Source organism: Sphingopyxis panaciterrae, from assembly GCF_011762125.1.
Taxonomy (GTDB): domain Bacteria; phylum Pseudomonadota; class Alphaproteobacteria; order Sphingomonadales; family Sphingomonadaceae; genus Sphingopyxis; species Sphingopyxis panaciterrae.
In genome coordinates this window covers 30,201-44,058 of sequence record NZ_JAASQN010000005.1, presented here as the reverse complement: position 1 = coordinate 44,058, position 13,858 = coordinate 30,201, and the positions used below count along the sequence as shown (strand labels likewise).

Sequence of the window (13,858 nt, the reverse complement as noted above, 5' to 3'; positions counted from 1 at the left end):
CATCACGCTCTATTCGGCGGCGGCGCCTTCGTTGTGCGAAGAGCCAGCCTCGGGGGCCTTTTCGCGCAAGAGCAGCGCGCGCGCAACCAGCAAAAGCACCCCCAGCGTGATGCAGGCATCGGCGACGTTGAAGATGAGGAAGGGGCGGAAATCGCCGAAATGCAGGTCGGCGAAGTCGACGACATAGCCGTGGCGGACGCGGTCGACGATATTGCCGAGCGCGCCGCCGAGGATCATCGCGAGCGCGATGACGTCGCCTTTCGCCTTTTCGCGCGTCATCCAGAGGGCCACGGCGCCGGCGACAAGCGCGGTGACCGCGACCAGCGTCCAGCGCGTCGTGTCGTTGCATTTCGAGAACATCGACAGCGAAATGCCGCAATTCTCCGCCCAGGTCAGGTTGAAGAAGGGCAGGATTTCGATGCCGCGCTTCGCCTCGAGCGACAGCGGCACGATCACCACCCATTTGGTGACCTGATCGAGGATGAAGGCGAAGGCCGCGATCAACAGGCCGAAGCGCAAATACGGCGAACGGGTGCTACTCATGCTGCATCCAATACCGTGTCGCAGCGATTGCACAAGGCGCCGTCCTCGGCCACCTCGGGCAGATGGCGCCAGCAGCGGCCGCATTTGTGGTTTTCGGTGGGACTCACTTGCAATTCATCGGCCTGGCGCACGGCCGAAACGATGAAGAGCTCCGCAAGCAACTGTTCATTGAAGTCGCCTTCGGGCAGGGCGACTTCGGCCTGCAAACTGGAGCCGATGATTTTCTCGCGCCGCAGTGGCTCGATGGCTTCGGTAACACGCTGGCGTAGCTCGCGAAAACTTTCCCAGCTCATATCCACATTGTCATTCCCGCGAACGCGGGAACCCAGGGTGGGGTCAGCCGACGCATGCTCTGGGTCCCCGCTTTCGCGGGGATGACGAAGATGGGTAAATTCGGGAAGCGCTGGCCACTCCAGCAAATGCACCGACGTCGCTTCGGGATAACGCGTCCCCCACACTTCCTCGCTGGTGAACACCAGCACCGGCGCGGCGTAGCGGACGAGCGCGTGGAACAAGATGTCGAGCACGGTGCGATAGGCGGCGCGCTCGGCGGTCTGATATCCGGTGGCGAGGTTGACGTCGCAGTAGAGGCGGTCCTTGCGGATGTCGAAATAGAAGGCCGACAGATCCTCGTTGCAGAAATCGGCGAGCAGGCGCGTGTAGCTGTTGAAGTCGAAGTCATCGACCGCGCGGGCCAGCTTCGCATCGAGGTCGGCGAGCAGCGAGAGCATATAGCGCTCCAGCTCGGGCATCGCCGCGACGTCGGTGACGCGCTCCTCCTCGCTGAATCCGTCGAGCGCGCCGAGCAGATAGCGGAACGTATTGCGCAGCTTGCGATACTGGTCGGCGACCCCGGCGAGGATTTCCTTGCCGATGCGATGATCCTCGGTGAAATCGACCGACAGCGCCCACAGGCGCAGGATATCGGCGCCATAGTCGCGCATCAGGTCGATGGGGCTGATCGTGTTGCCCAGCGACTTGGACATTTTCATGCCCTTGCTGTCCATCGTGAAGCCGTGGGTCAGCACCGCCTTGTACGGCGCGCGGCCGCGGGTGCCGCAGCTTTCGAGCAAGGACGACTGGAACCAGCCGCGATGCTGGTCGGACCCTTCCAGATAGAGGTCGGCGCTGTGCGTCGATCCGTCGCGGCGGATCAGCGCCGGCCATTTGCCGCTTTCGAGCACGAAGGCGTGGGTGCAGCCCGAATCGAACCAGACGTCGAGAATGTCGGTGATCCGTTCGTAATCGGCGGCGTCATATTGATCGCCGAGATATTCCTGCGCCCGCGCGTCGCTCCACGCATCGACGCCGGCTTCCTTCACCGCCGCGACGATGCGATCATTGACCGCGGGGTCGATCAGATATTGGCCGCTCTTGCGGTGGACGAACAGGGTGATCGGCACGCCCCACGCGCGCTGGCGGCTGAGCACCCAGTCGGGGCGGCCCTCGACCATCGACCCGATGCGGTTGCGGCCCTTGGCGGGGACGAAGCGCGTGTCGGCGATCGCCTGCATGGCGAGCTGGCGCAAAGTTTCGCCGTCGCCTTGCGCGGCGCGGATCTCCGCTTCGTCGGCGCAGCGCGGGGTATCGCGGTCGATGACCTTGTCCATCGGCACGAACCATTGCGGGGTGCAGCGATAGATAACCTTCGCCTTCGAGCGCCAGCTATGCGGATAGCTGTGCGTATAGTCGGCGCTGGCGGCGAGCAGCGCACCGGTTTCGCGCAGGTCGGCGCAGATCGGACCGTCGGGAGCGTTGAACTTCGGGTTGATCACGCTGCCCTGCCCGCCGAGCCAGGCCCAGTCGGCACGGTACTTGCCGTCGCCCTCGACCGCGAACACGGGGTCGATGCCGTTCGCCTTGCAGAGGTCGAAGTCGTCCTCGCCATGGTCGGGCGACATATGGACAAGCCCGGTGCCGCTGTCGGTGGTGACGAAATCGCCGGGCAGGAAGGGCCGCGGGCGGGCGTAGAAGCCGCCGAGCGCGTGCATCGGGTGGCGGGCGATGGTGCCGGCTAGGTCGGAGCCTTTGAACGCCCTTTTGGGAGCGAGATGGAAATGAGCGCCATGCTCTTTCCAGTTCTGATCTAAACGAGCCGACAGCCCACTTAGAAGACCAGAGTCAACAGCCACTAGAAATTTCTTGCCCTCCAGAAATTTCCACGCTTCGTTCTGACGGATATCTTCGCGAACTACACTCCGAATGACTGGCGAAAAATCGAAGAGTCCATAAGTGATGTCTGGCCCGTAGGCTAAAGCTTGGTTGACAGGGATCGTCCATGGCGTGGTCGTCCAGATGACCGCGTAAGCACCCTTAAGTTCTTCAATCGGAGAATCGGTGATCTCGAACGCCACGTCGATCTGGGTCGAGACGATATCCTCATATTCGATCTCGGCCTCGGCGAGCGCGGTCTTTTCGACCGGCGACCACATCACCGGCTTGGCGCCGCGATAGAGCTGGTTCGATTCGGCGAATTTCATCAGCTCGCGGACGATCGTCGCTTCGGCGTCGAAATCCATCGTCAGATACGGATGGTCCCAGTCGCCGCCGATGCCCAGGCGCTTCAGTTGCTCGCGCTGGGTGTCGACCCAATGCTGCGCATAGGCGCGGCATTCGGCGCGGAACTCCTCGACCGGCACCTCGTCCTTGTTGAGCTTTTTCTTGCGATACTGTTCCTCGACCTTCCACTCGATCGGCAGGCCGTGGCAGTCCCAGCCGGGCACATAGGGCGAATCCTTGCCCTTCAGCGTCTGGGTGCGGACGACCATGTCCTTCAATATATGGTTGAGCGCGTGGCCGATGTGCATGTCGCCATTCGCGTAAGGCGGGCCGTCGTGGAGGATGAACTGCTCGCGATCCTTGCGTGCCTCGCGAATCTGCCCTTCCAGATTGCCTTCGAGCCATTTCGCCAGAATCAGCGGCTCCTTCTGCGGCAGGCCGGCCTTCATCGGGAAGTCGGTCTTGGGCAGGAAGACGGTGTCGCGGTAATCGCGCTGCTCGGCGGTGGGCGTGCTGTCGGTCATGGTGCGGGCGCTTAGCGCAGTTTTGCGTGGGCGCAAAGAAATTGGGAGCAGGATTACACCACATCGTCACCCCGGACTTGATCCGGGGTCCCGCTCGGCAACGTCGCGAAGCGGGACCCCGGATCAAGTCCGGGGTGACGACGAAATTATTGAGCTGCCGTCGGCCTATTTCTGCCGCGGGCGCAGCGCCGGACCGATTTCGCGGATGTCCTCGACCCAGATATAGCCGTTGAAGCTGGCGGGGACCCTGGCGAGTTGCTGCGGGGTGGTCAGCCCCTCGTTCGCCTTGCCGCTTTCATAGGGGCCGAAGACGATGATCCTGGCGCCGACGCTGTCCATCCGCTGGATCAGCCGGTCGGGCCAGCCCCAATAAGCCCATTGATAGTTGATCGGGATCGCGAGCACGCCGTTCCGGCAGCTGGCGGGGACGATGCCGGTCCAGCCCCAGGTCACATAATCCTTCGAACAGGCCAGCGCCTCGCGCCGCAGGTCGAACGACCAGTTGCGGGGCAGCAGTTCGCGCATCCGCTGCACCGGCCGTTCGGCGCCATAGAAAGCGTCGCCGATCTTCGCGCTGTCGCGGCCCGCCGCGTTCAGGATCCTGAACAGCCGGTCGGCCTCGGCCGGGTCCTTCGACTTGAAGTTGAACAGGATCGGGTGGACGGGCAGCGCCGCGAGCCCGTCCTCGACCGTCGGCATCAGCCCGACGCCCTTGCCGCGCAAGGGAAAGGTCCGGCCGCCGTCGGCGGTATAGCCATAGCCGATGTCGAGCGCCTTCAGTTCGGCCAGCGTCAGGTCGCGGGTGTCGCCCTTGCCGTCGGTGCGGCAATCGAGGGTCCAGTCGTGAAACAGCACCATGCGCCCGTCCTTCGTCGGCGCGACGTCGACCTCGACCATGTTCGCGCCGAGCCCGACCGCGCGGCGCATCGATTCGGGGGTATTTTCGAATGTCGCGTCGCGCGGCGGCGCGATGTAGCGCGCGGTGCAGGTGTCGCGGCCGGCGGCGGCGCGCTTGTCGTAGAGATGATGGACGCCGCGGTGCGCGATCAGCTTCGGCTTGCCTGCGGGGTCGGGGGCAAGCCAGCTGGCATTGCTGAGCGTGAACCAGGCGACGACGGCGGCGAAGACCCAGAGGAAGATCTTCGTACCGCGCCGCATCGGCTTTTTGGGCGGGCCTTCGAGCGCTGCGGCCCAGTCGTCGCTATCGGCCATCATTCCCCTCCGTCACCCCGGACCCGATCCGGGGTCCATGGATGCCGGATCAAGTCCGGCATGACGAGGAAATTATATGTCCGCCAACAATTTGCGCGCCTCGTCGCAATCGGCCGCGATCTGCGCCATCAGCGCCTCCATCCCGTCGAACTTCGCCTCGGGCCGGATGAAGGCATGGAAAGCGACGTCGATTTCCTGCCCGTAAAGGTCTTCGGCAAAGTCGAAAAAATGCGGTTCGAGCAATTCCTTCGGCGGGTCGAAACTCGGCCGGATACCCAGATTCGCGGCGCCCTTCAGAATGCGCCCGTCGGGGAGACGGCCGGTCACCGCATAGATGCCGTAGCGCGGGCGCAGATAATTGCCCATGTCGATGTTCGCGGTCGGGAACCCCAGCAGCCGCCCGTTCTTGTCGCCGTGCTGGACGATCCCGCGCACGGTGAACGGGCGCGTGAGCAGGCGCGCGGCGGTGGCGCAGTCGCCCGCGTGAAGCGCGTCGCGGATGCGGCTCGACGAAATCACTTCGTCGGCGTCGTCGACGGGCGCGACCATTTCGGTGAAGAATCCGAGGCGGCGGGCATGGTCGGCAAGCGTCACGACATTGCCGCCGCGGCCCTTGCCAAAGACGAAGTCGGCGCCGGTGACGACCCCGGCGGCGCCGTAGCGATCGAGCAGCAGGGCGGTGATGAAATCCTCGGCGCTCGTCCCCGCGAGCGCGGCGTCGAACGGCAGCACGAGCATCGCGTCGGCGCCCGCGGCGGCAAACAGCTCCTGCCGCTGGTCGAGCGTGGTGAGGCGGAATGGCGGGACGTCGGGCTTGAAGAAGCGCACCGGATGCGGGTCAAAGGTCGCGACGATCGCGGGGCGGCCCTCGTCCTGCGCATGGCGCACCGCGCGGCCGACGACCGCCTGGTGCCCGGCGTGGAAGCCGTCGAAATTGCCGAGCGCGATCACCCCGTGGCGCAGTGGGCCGGCGATGCGTTGATGGCCGTCGAGGCGGATCATGGCGTCTTGCCGGGTTCCGATAACGCCGAATGCGGCACGTCCTCCGGGTCCGACAGCGCGCCCGGCGGCGGCGTCTGCGGGACCAGCCCCGCCTTCAGCACGCGAATCGCATTGCCGCCCATCGCGGCGCGAATCTCGTCGTCGCTGAAGCCCGCGTCGATCAGCGCCTGCGTCACCTGCACCAGCTGCGACGTGTCGAAACGGACGGTGGTGGCGCCGTCATAATCGCTGCCGAGCGCGACATGGCCGATACCGACAAGGTCCTTCACATGCTTCATCGCCCTGGCGATGCTCGCGGGCGAGGTATCGCAGACCGCGGCGTCCCAATAGCCGATGCCGATCAGCCCGCCGGTCGCCGCCAGCCCGCGAATCTGTGCGTCGTCGAGGTTGCGGTTGACCCGGCACGTCGCCTGCACGCCGCCGTGGCTGGAGACGACCGGGCGGCGCGCGATCTGCAAAATGTCGGCGACGCACGCCTTGCTGCAATGCGCGAGGTCGACGATCATCCCCTTCGCTTCCATCGCCTGCACGACCTGCCGCCCGAGCGGTGTGAGCCCGCCTTTCTTCAGCCCGTGCATCGACCCCGCGAGGTCGTTGTCGAAGAAATGGGTCAGCCCCGCCATCCGGAACCCGGCGGCGTAGAGCTTGTCGAGCTTTCCGACATCGTCCCCGATGCCGTGCAGCCCCTCGATGCTCAGCATCGCACCCACGGGCACCGCCTTGCCCGCCCGCGCGGCGAGCAGCGCGTCGATATCGGCGGATGCGGCGACGGCGCGGAGCTGGCCGTTCGATGCCGCGACCGCGCGGTGCAGCTTTTCGGCGTGCCACAGCGAGCGTTCGAGCAGCGAATTCCATGTCCGCACCGGCTGGAGCTGCGCGATCACCAGCGCGGTGATATTGTCGGTGTCGCCACCGTTGGCGTCGTAATTCTGCCCCTTGGGCGACTTGGTCGTGCTCGCCAGCACCTGCAGCGCGACGTGGCCGTCCTCGAGCCGCGGCAGGTCCATATGGCCGCGCCCGGCACGATCGAGGAAATCGCGGCTCCACAGCAAGCTGTCGCTGTGCAGGTCGACGATCGTCAGCGTCTGGTGCAGCGCCTTGGCATGCGCGCTGATCGTCGGCAGCGGCTTGCCGTCGACCTTGTTCATGCTGCGCTCGAGCATGCCGGGGGCGAGCGTGAAGAAAGCGAGCGCGGCGAGCAGCGCGACGATCAATATGCCAAGCAGCCAGCGGCGCATCATCTGTTCCGTACGAAAGTGACGAAGCTGTAGGCGGGGCGCCCGGCGTCGTCGGCGGGGTGATTGTCCCGCGCGACCTCTTTCCAGGCGGCGGGGTCGGGATAGGGGATCGCGGCGTCGCCGCGGGGCTCGATCGCGACCTCGGTGAGTTCGATGCGGTCGGCCTGGTCAAGGAACAGGGCGTAGATTTCGGCGCCGCCGATCACCATCGCCTGCGGCGCGTTGGCAAGGCGCAGCGCCTCGTCGACGCTGTGCGCGACCTCGGCATTCTCGTCCTGCCAGCCGGGGTCGCGGGTCAGCACGATGTGGCGGCGGCCTTCGAGCACCGCAGGCAGGCTGTCGAACGTCTTGCGCCCCATGATCATCGGGCGTCCCATGGTGAGCTGCTTGAACCGGCGCAGGTCGGCGGGCAGGTGCCAGGGCATCTTGCCGCCGGCGCCGATGACGCCATTCGCCGCGCGCGCGAGAATCAGGGTGATTTCGGGGTGGTTCATGCGGGTTCGGCTCCGACCCAACTGACATGGCCGAGCTTGCGGCCGGGGCGCACCTCGGCCTTGCCATAGTGATGCACATGCGCCGCGCCGTCGGCAAGCAGGTCCGGCACCCCGTCGATGTCGTGGCCGATCAGGTTGCGCATGACGACCGGCAGCGCGACGGTCGCGGTGTCGCCGAGCGGCAGGCCGGCGACGGCGCGAATATGATTTTCGAACTGGCTCGTCACCGCGCCTTCGATCGTCCAGTGGCCGCTGTTGTGGACGCGCGGCGCCATTTCGTTGAAGATCGAGCCGTCAGCGGTGGCGAAAAACTCGCCGGTCAGCACCCCGACATAGTCGAGTTCTTCGGCGATCTTCGCCAGCAGCGCGCGCGCTTCGTTCTGCTGGTCCAGGATTTGCCCCGGCGGCGGCAGGCTCGACGTCGCCAGGATGCCATGCTCGTGAACATTGACCGGGCTGTCCCAGAAGCGCGTCTCGCCATCGATCCCGCGCACCATCAGCACCGAAAATTCATGCGCGAAGGTGACAAAGCCTTCGAGCACCGCGGCGTGGCGGCCGATCGCCTCCCATGCGGCATCGGCATTGGCGGCCGTGGCAAGCCGCGCCTGGCCCTTGCCGTCATAGCCCATGCGGACGGTCTTGAGGATCGCCGGCGCGCCGATGCGTTCGAGCGCGGTGTCGAGCGCGGCGCGGTCGGGGACCGCGGCGAAGGGGGCGGGTCGCCCGCCGAGCCCGGCGACGAAATTCTTCTCGGCCAGCCGGTCCTGCGCGATTTCGAGCACCGGGGCGCCGGGGCGGACCGCGACATGCCCCGACAGGAAACGCACCGTGTCGACGGGCACATTTTCGAATTCATAGGTGACGACGTCGCAATGCGCGGCAAAAGCGGCGAGGCGCGGTTCGTCGTCCCACGCCGCCTGGACATGATGCGCGGCGCAATGGGCGGCGACGCTTTCGGCGTCGGGGGCATAGATATGGACGCGATAGCCGAGCTGCGCCGCCGAAACGGCGAGCATGCGCCCGAGCTGGCCGCCGCCCAATATGCCGATGGTCGAACCCGGTGCCAGCAACGTCAGCCCTCGCGAACCGGGGTCGGGGCGATGCCGGCACTTTGTTCGGCGCGCCACGCGTCGAGCGTTTCGGCAAGCGCGGGGTCGTCGTTCGCGAGCAGCGCGGCGGCGAACAGGGCGGCGTTGGTCGCCCCCGCCTTGCCGATCGCGAAGGTCGCGACCGGGACGCCGCCGGGCATCTGGACGATCGAATAAAGGCTGTCGACGCCGTTCAGCGCCGCCGACTGGACGGGAACGCCGAGCACCGGCACGCGCGTCATCGCGGCGACCATGCCGGGCAGGTGCGCCGCGCCGCCGGCGCCCGCGATGATCGCCTTCAGCCCGCGCGCCGCGGCGTCCTTCGCATAGGCAATCAGGCGGTCGGGGGTGCGGTGCGCCGAAACGATCTGCACGTCATGCGCGATATCGAACAGCTCGAGGATCTGGACCGCATGCGTCATCGTGGCCCAGTCCGACTGGCTGCCCATGATGACCCCTATCCGCGGCGCATTTTCGCCCATTACCCGACCCTCCTCTCGGCGCGATTCACCGCTGCCGCATTCCCCCTAGCGACTGCATTGCGTGCGGGCAACGGCGTGCGGCGCGGCTGTTTACTGATTGGTATCATGTCGGGAGTACACCCGCCCCATCAGGTCGTCGGCATCGGGTCGGCCGCCAGTGGGTTCGCACCGGGGACAAGGAATGGATAGCGTAGGGGGGGCACGGATCGCGGTCGACCAGTTCGGCGTCGTTCCGATCGTCTCCATCGAGGACGAACTGCGCGAAGTGCGCCGGGAACGCGACGCGCTGCGCCGCGAAAACCGGGTGTTGAAGATCGCCGTTGCCGAACTCGAACGCGTATCCGAACGCGACACGCTGACCCCGCTGTTCAACCGCCGCTATTTCCTGACCGCGATCCACCAGCGACTCGCGCGCTTCGAACGCCACGCCGAATGCGCCGCGGTGGTCTTCGTCGACGTCAACCAGCTCAAATATATCAACGACAGTTTCGGCCACGCCGCCGGCGATTTCGCGCTGATGGAGGTCGCGACGCGGCTCGCCACGTCGATTCGGTCGACCGATGTCGCGGCGCGGATCGGCGGCGACGAGTTCGGGCTGATCCTCGACCAGTCGACCGAAGCCGGTGCGCGCGCCCAGGTCGCGCGACTCGGCGAGGTGCTGAGCGCCGGTCCGGCGCTTTACGACACGCATGAAATCGCGCTGTCGGCGTGCTTCGGGGTCGCGATGCTGCAGATCGGCATGGCCGAAGCCGATATATTGGCAGCGGCCGATCGCGACATGTATCGTAGCAAGCAGGGGCAGGACGGGCCGCGCTTCCACCGTTAGGCTGGGCCTGACATTCGATAATCCTATCGATCGCAAATGTGGTGCAGACCGTCGGCTTTTGGGGTGGGGAGCGGACGCTGCTTAACGCACCTTCGTCATCCCGGACTTGATCCGGGATCCCGCTTTTTGACCGCATAATCCGTCTTTGACTTCAAGCGGGACCCCGGATCAAGTCCGGGGTGACGAAAGAGGGAACGCAGCTAACGGCCGATACCCGCCAATCCCATCCCGAATTCGCAAAGAGGACGGCATCGCCCGGCGGGACCCTAAACCACCTGTTAACCAAATAAGCGCATCGTCACCCTTGGACCATAGGGGGTGTAGCATGCGAACGCACGGCGATCCTTTTCACGACATTCAGGGCCGGATCACCGGCCAGATCGGCGCTTTGGCCGAGGCGCTGCCGCATTGCGCGCTGGCGCAGATCGTCCAGGGCATCGACGATATCCGTTGCCTGGCGCGCGATCACGGCTTCGTCGCGGTCGAAACGCTGGCGAGCCGGCTCGAATCGACCGTCGCGGCGGGCGGATATCGCGCCGCGATCCTGACCTATCTCGATGCGATGAGCGACGCCGCAAGCGCGCCGCAGGGCCCCCTGCCCGCCGCGGCGCAGGAAGCATGGCTGGCCTCGGTCGCGATGCGGTTGGGACATTGACGGCCAATGACATCGCCATGACGTTGCGAATGTGAGAAGCTCCTAGACCATGGACGCCATCATGCTGGCCCTCGTCGCGGTGGCGCTCGCCAATGCCGACGGACGAACGGGGTCTTTTCTTTCGCATCTGCTGAGCGTGCGGCCCGACCGCCGCACGGTAACCGTCATCGCGTTCGGCGCGTTTATCGCCAACGCGCTCGTCGCGGCGGTCGCGGGTTCGATCGCCAACCGGATGATCGGACAGGGCGTCGCGGCGCTGTTCGTCGCCTTTGCCATGGCCTCGGCGGTCGTCGCGCTCCTGTGGCGCGACCGGGCCGCGCCCGGCGAAAGCATCGAGCACGCGCCGCCCGCCATCCTCGCGGGGCGCATGCTGGCCGCGCAATTCGGCGACCGCAGCCATTTCCTGATCGGTGCGCTCGCCGCGACGAGCGGCGCGGGACTGTGGGCGGCGGCGGGCGGCCTGATCGGCTGGACGATCGCGATGCTGCCCTTCCTCGCCTTCGGTCCGGCGCTGCGCAAACGGCGCGCGGCGCGGATCATTTGCTGGGTCAGCGCTGCTATTCTCGCCTTCTGGGGGCTGCGCACCGCGATGGGGGCGTTCGGCCTGATTGGCGGCGCGGCCTGAATTTTCCGCTCTGATCGATTTTCTCGATAATAGCGATCCAGAGCCCTCATGGGTAATCCGCGGTCCCGCAAGCTATATCACCGGGACAACAGAAAGGATTCTCCCATGTCCGACCTTCAGAACAACCAGCCCGCCGTCGCCGATGCGCTGAACGCGCTGCTTGCCGACAGCTTTGCGCTCTATCTCAAGACCAAAAATTATCACTGGCACGTTCAGGGCCCGCATTTTCGCGAACTGCACCTGTTGTTCGATGAACAGGCGACGCAGATATTGGCGACCACCGACCTGATCGCCGAGCGGGTGCGCAAGAACGGCGCCGCGACGCTGCGCTCGGTCGGCGATATTGCGCGCCGTCAGTCGATCAAGGACGATGATGCGGCGGGCATCAAGGCCGATGCCATGGTGCGCACGCTCGCCGCCGACAACAAGACGCTGCTCGCGCAGATCAAGGAGGCGAAGGCCGCGGCCGAGGCCGCAGGCGATATCGCGACGAGCGGGCTGGTCGACGGCTGGGCCGACGAAACGCAGCAGCGCATCTGGTTCCTCGAGGCGACGCTGGGATATTGAGGCGGCGGTCCGCCCCCAGGTCGCGTGGGTGTGATGCTTCGGCATTGGGGTGGAGAGCGGACGTTCAAAGTTCGTCATGCACACCCAATCTTTGTCATCCCCGCGAAAGCGGGGACCCAGAGCGGTATTGCGCAGCCCTGGGTCCCCGCTTTCGCGGGGATGACACCGATAGAAAATGCAAACGGCAGCAACCGGCCGCTTCCTACCTTTTTTCGTCATCCCGGGCTTGACCCGGGATCCCGCTTTTTTGAGGCACCAGCAGTTTTCGACGTCCAGCGGGACCCCGGATCAAGTCCGGGGTGACGATGATTTATAGGGCCGCTTCCGGCCGCTACCCGCCATTCCGCCACCGGCCCAAACAAAAAGGGCGGCCCCGCGGGCCGCCCTTTCCGTTTTGCTTTTCCGCGCCGGATCAGTCCTGATGCGGCTGGATGTTCACCGCGGCGAACTTGCCGCGGTCGTCGACCTCGATGTCGAAAGCGACGCGATCGCCTTCTTCGAGGCCCGCCATGCCGGCGCGCTGGACCGCGCTGATGTGGACGAAGGCGTCGGCCTGTCCGTCATCGCGCGCAATGAAGCCGAAGCCCTTGGTGGTGTTGAAGAACTTCACCGTGCCCGAGGTGCGTTCGCCGGTCAGCTGGCGCCGGCCGCGCGCACCGCCCGGAGCCGGACGGTCGCCGCCGCGATCATCGCGACGCGGAGCGAATTCCTCGACCGGCATCGGTTCGCCTTCGATCTTCAGATCGATGGCCGATACCTTGCCGTTGCGTTCGACGAGCGTGAACGCCATCGGCTGACCCGAAGCGAGACCCTGGAGCCCCGCCTGTTCGACCGCGCTGATGTGCACGAACACGTCTTCGCCGCCATCGTCGCGGGCGACGAAGCCGAAGCCCTTGGCTGCGTTGAAGAATTTCACCGTGCCATTGCCTTCGCCGACGACCTGCGCCGGCATGCCGCCGCCGCGTCCGCCGCCGAAGCCGCCACCGCCGCCCCGATCACCGCCGCCGAAACCGCCGCGATCGCCGCCGCCGAAGCCACCGCCCCGGTCACCGCCGCCGAAGCCGCCGCGGTCGCCGAAGCCGCCGCCGCGATTGCCGCCGCCGTAGCTGTCGCCGCCATAGGGTGCAGGTTCGAAGCTGTCGAAATTGCCGAAATCATCGCGCTTGCCGCGCCCCCGCGGGCCGCGGCGATCCTTGTTGAAACTCATAGTCTAATAGTCGCTTTCGGTTCGTCCATCACCCATTCAGACGGCTCTTGCGCCGGACGGGGACGCAGTTCACCACGGGCACAGACTCGCCCCGTGCCGCCAAGAACGCAATATATAACCTATTTACGGGGCCGCTGCGAACAGAAAATTCAAGCCCCTGTTGCAGGATTTTCCACACTTTGCCGTCCCCCGCGCCCGGGTGGTGCAGCGGACCCCAAACCAGCCATTGAGCGCCGCCGCCGCTTGGCCTAAGGCGGGCGAATGAGCGTCTATTTCCACGAAGAAGATTTGCCCGCGGGGGCACTTGGTCCCGGGGCGGTCGCGATCGATACCGAAACCATGGGTCTCAACCCGCTGCGCGACCGGCTCTGCCTCGTCCAGATCAGCGACGGGTCGGGCGACGAGCATCTCGTGCGCTTCGGCCCCGGCAGCGCTTATGACGCGCCGGTGCTGAAAGCGATATTGACCGATCCCGATCGGCTGAAGCTGTTCCATTTCGCGCGCTTCGACATCGCGGCGCTGCAACAGGCGCTCGGCGTCGTGACCGCGCCCGTCTATTGCACCAAGATCGCCTCGAAGCTGATCCGCACCTATACCGACCGTCACGGGCTCAAGGAACTGGTGCGCGAACTGCTCGGCCAGGACGTGTCGAAGCAGCAGCAGTCGAGCGACTGGGGCGCGGCCGAACTCAGCGAGGCGCAGCGCGATTATGCGGCGAGCGACGTGCGCTTCCTCCACGCGATGAAGGAGGTGCTCGACGTCCGGCTGGCGCGCGAAGGCCGCACCGAACTCGCGCAGGCCTGTTTCGACTTCCTCCCGACGCGCGCCGCGCTCGACCTCGCCGGCTGGCCCGAGGTCGATATCTTCGCGCACACATGATGACCGCGATTCGCCAA

Annotated in this window: 14 protein-coding genes; 5 read left to right on the top strand and 9 right to left on the bottom strand. The window is 65.9% G+C overall.

Going from position 1 to position 13,858, the window contains the following annotated elements; translation table 11 throughout:
• Window positions 1-9 precede the first annotated feature (9 nt).
• The 8 genes from lspA to purE all read right to left on the bottom strand — a co-directional run bounded on the left by lspA (window position 10) and on the right by purE (window position 9,082).
• Window positions 10-543: a signal peptidase II gene (lspA, locus tag FHR22_RS16520; RefSeq protein ID WP_166944806.1), complete on the bottom strand. Its 534-nt coding sequence runs from the start codon at window positions 541-543 to the stop codon at window positions 10-12.
• Window positions 540-3,566, bottom strand: a complete 3,027-nt coding sequence (gene ileS, locus FHR22_RS16515) for an isoleucine--tRNA ligase (protein WP_166944805.1) — start codon at window positions 3,564-3,566, stop codon at window positions 540-542. The genes lspA and ileS overlap by 4 nt, the downstream gene beginning before the upstream one ends.
• A gap of 165 nt (window positions 3,567-3,731) precedes the next feature.
• Window positions 3,732-4,778: a glycerophosphodiester phosphodiesterase family protein gene (locus tag FHR22_RS16510; protein ID WP_166944804.1), complete on the bottom strand. Its 1,047-nt coding sequence runs from the start codon at window positions 4,776-4,778 to the stop codon at window positions 3,732-3,734.
• A gap of 72 nt (window positions 4,779-4,850) precedes the next feature.
• Entirely contained in the window at window positions 4,851-5,780 is a 930-nt protein-coding gene (locus FHR22_RS16505) for a bifunctional riboflavin kinase/FAD synthetase (protein WP_166944803.1), read from the bottom strand.
• Window positions 5,777-7,018: a dipeptidase gene (locus tag FHR22_RS16500; RefSeq protein WP_166945068.1), complete on the bottom strand. Its 1,242-nt coding sequence runs from the start codon at window positions 7,016-7,018 to the stop codon at window positions 5,777-5,779. The genes FHR22_RS16505 and FHR22_RS16500 overlap by 4 nt, the downstream gene beginning before the upstream one ends.
• Window positions 7,018-7,512: a dihydrofolate reductase gene (locus FHR22_RS16495; RefSeq protein ID WP_166944802.1), complete on the bottom strand. Its 495-nt coding sequence runs from the start codon at window positions 7,510-7,512 to the stop codon at window positions 7,018-7,020. Before FHR22_RS16495 ends, FHR22_RS16500 begins: the two co-directional genes overlap by 1 nt.
• Window positions 7,509-8,588 (bottom strand): 5-(carboxyamino)imidazole ribonucleotide synthase, encoded by a 1,080-nt coding sequence (locus tag FHR22_RS16490; RefSeq protein ID WP_166945067.1) that lies wholly within the window; start codon window positions 8,586-8,588, stop codon window positions 7,509-7,511. The genes FHR22_RS16495 and FHR22_RS16490 overlap by 4 nt, the downstream gene beginning before the upstream one ends.
• Window positions 8,585-9,082 (bottom strand): 5-(carboxyamino)imidazole ribonucleotide mutase, encoded by a 498-nt coding sequence (purE, locus tag FHR22_RS16485; protein WP_166944801.1) that lies wholly within the window; start codon window positions 9,080-9,082, stop codon window positions 8,585-8,587. The genes FHR22_RS16490 and purE overlap by 4 nt, the downstream gene beginning before the upstream one ends.
• Before the next feature lie 181 nt (window positions 9,083-9,263).
• On the opposite strand from purE, the gene FHR22_RS16480 reads away from it, so the two are divergent.
• The 4 genes from FHR22_RS16480 (at window position 9,264) to FHR22_RS16465 (ending at window position 11,755) form a co-directional block, all read left to right on the top strand.
• The gene (locus FHR22_RS16480) at window positions 9,264-9,908 is read left to right on the top strand and encodes a GGDEF domain-containing protein (RefSeq protein WP_166944800.1); all 645 of its coding nucleotides are present in this window, start codon (window positions 9,264-9,266) and stop codon (window positions 9,906-9,908) included.
• A 325-nt stretch (window positions 9,909-10,233) separates the two neighbouring features.
• Entirely contained in the window at window positions 10,234-10,563 is a 330-nt protein-coding gene (locus tag FHR22_RS16475; protein ID WP_166944799.1) for a hypothetical protein, read from the top strand.
• A 61-nt stretch (window positions 10,564-10,624) separates the two neighbouring features.
• Window positions 10,625-11,188 (top strand): TMEM165/GDT1 family protein, encoded by a 564-nt coding sequence (locus FHR22_RS16470; RefSeq protein WP_243853790.1) that lies wholly within the window; start codon window positions 10,625-10,627, stop codon window positions 11,186-11,188.
• A gap of 105 nt (window positions 11,189-11,293) precedes the next feature.
• Window positions 11,294-11,755: a Dps family protein gene (locus tag FHR22_RS16465; RefSeq protein ID WP_166944797.1), complete on the top strand. Its 462-nt coding sequence runs from the start codon at window positions 11,294-11,296 to the stop codon at window positions 11,753-11,755.
• A gap of 412 nt (window positions 11,756-12,167) precedes the next feature.
• Here the strand turns inward: FHR22_RS16465 and FHR22_RS22575 are convergent, their stop codons facing one another.
• Window positions 12,168-12,962, bottom strand: a complete 795-nt coding sequence (locus FHR22_RS22575; RefSeq protein WP_166944796.1) for a cold-shock protein — start codon at window positions 12,960-12,962, stop codon at window positions 12,168-12,170.
• Between the two features lie 261 nt (window positions 12,963-13,223).
• On the opposite strand from FHR22_RS22575, the gene FHR22_RS16455 reads away from it, so the two are divergent.
• Window positions 13,224-13,841 carry a ribonuclease D gene (locus tag FHR22_RS16455; protein WP_166944795.1) on the top strand — a complete coding sequence of 206 codons (618 nt, stop codon included), beginning with the start codon at window positions 13,224-13,226 and terminating at the stop codon, window positions 13,839-13,841.
• Window positions 13,842-13,858 lie beyond the last annotated feature (17 nt).

Bases quoted from the DNA above. Each gene is read 5' to 3' on its own strand.
- lspA (WP_166944806.1), bottom strand. From the start codon at position 543: ATGAGTAGCACCCGTTCGCCGTATTTGCGCTTCGGCCTGTTGATCGCG.
- ileS (WP_166944805.1), bottom strand. From the start codon at position 3,566: ATGACCGACAGCACGCCCACCGCCGAGCAGCGCGATTACCGCGACACC.
- FHR22_RS16510 (WP_166944804.1), bottom strand. From the start codon at position 4,778: ATGGCCGATAGCGACGACTGGGCCGCAGCGCTCGAAGGCCCGCCCAAA.
- FHR22_RS16505 (WP_166944803.1), bottom strand. From the start codon at position 5,780: ATGATCCGCCTCGACGGCCATCAACGCATCGCCGGCCCACTGCGCCAC.
- FHR22_RS16500 (WP_166945068.1), bottom strand. From the start codon at position 7,018: ATGCGCCGCTGGCTGCTTGGCATATTGATCGTCGCGCTGCTCGCCGCG.
- FHR22_RS16495 (WP_166944802.1), bottom strand. From the start codon at position 7,512: ATGAACCACCCCGAAATCACCCTGATTCTCGCGCGCGCGGCGAATGGC.
- purE (WP_166944801.1), bottom strand. From the start codon at position 9,082: ATGGGCGAAAATGCGCCGCGGATAGGGGTCATCATGGGCAGCCAGTCG.
- FHR22_RS16480 (WP_166944800.1), top strand. From the start codon at position 9,264: ATGGATAGCGTAGGGGGGGCACGGATCGCGGTCGACCAGTTCGGCGTC.
- FHR22_RS16475 (WP_166944799.1), top strand. From the start codon at position 10,234: ATGCGAACGCACGGCGATCCTTTTCACGACATTCAGGGCCGGATCACC.
- FHR22_RS16470 (WP_243853790.1), top strand. From the start codon at position 10,625: ATGCTGGCCCTCGTCGCGGTGGCGCTCGCCAATGCCGACGGACGAACG.
- FHR22_RS16465 (WP_166944797.1), top strand. From the start codon at position 11,294: ATGTCCGACCTTCAGAACAACCAGCCCGCCGTCGCCGATGCGCTGAAC.
- FHR22_RS22575 (WP_166944796.1), bottom strand. From the start codon at position 12,962: ATGAGTTTCAACAAGGATCGCCGCGGCCCGCGGGGGCGCGGCAAGCGC.
- FHR22_RS16455 (WP_166944795.1), top strand. From the start codon at position 13,224: ATGAGCGTCTATTTCCACGAAGAAGATTTGCCCGCGGGGGCACTTGGT.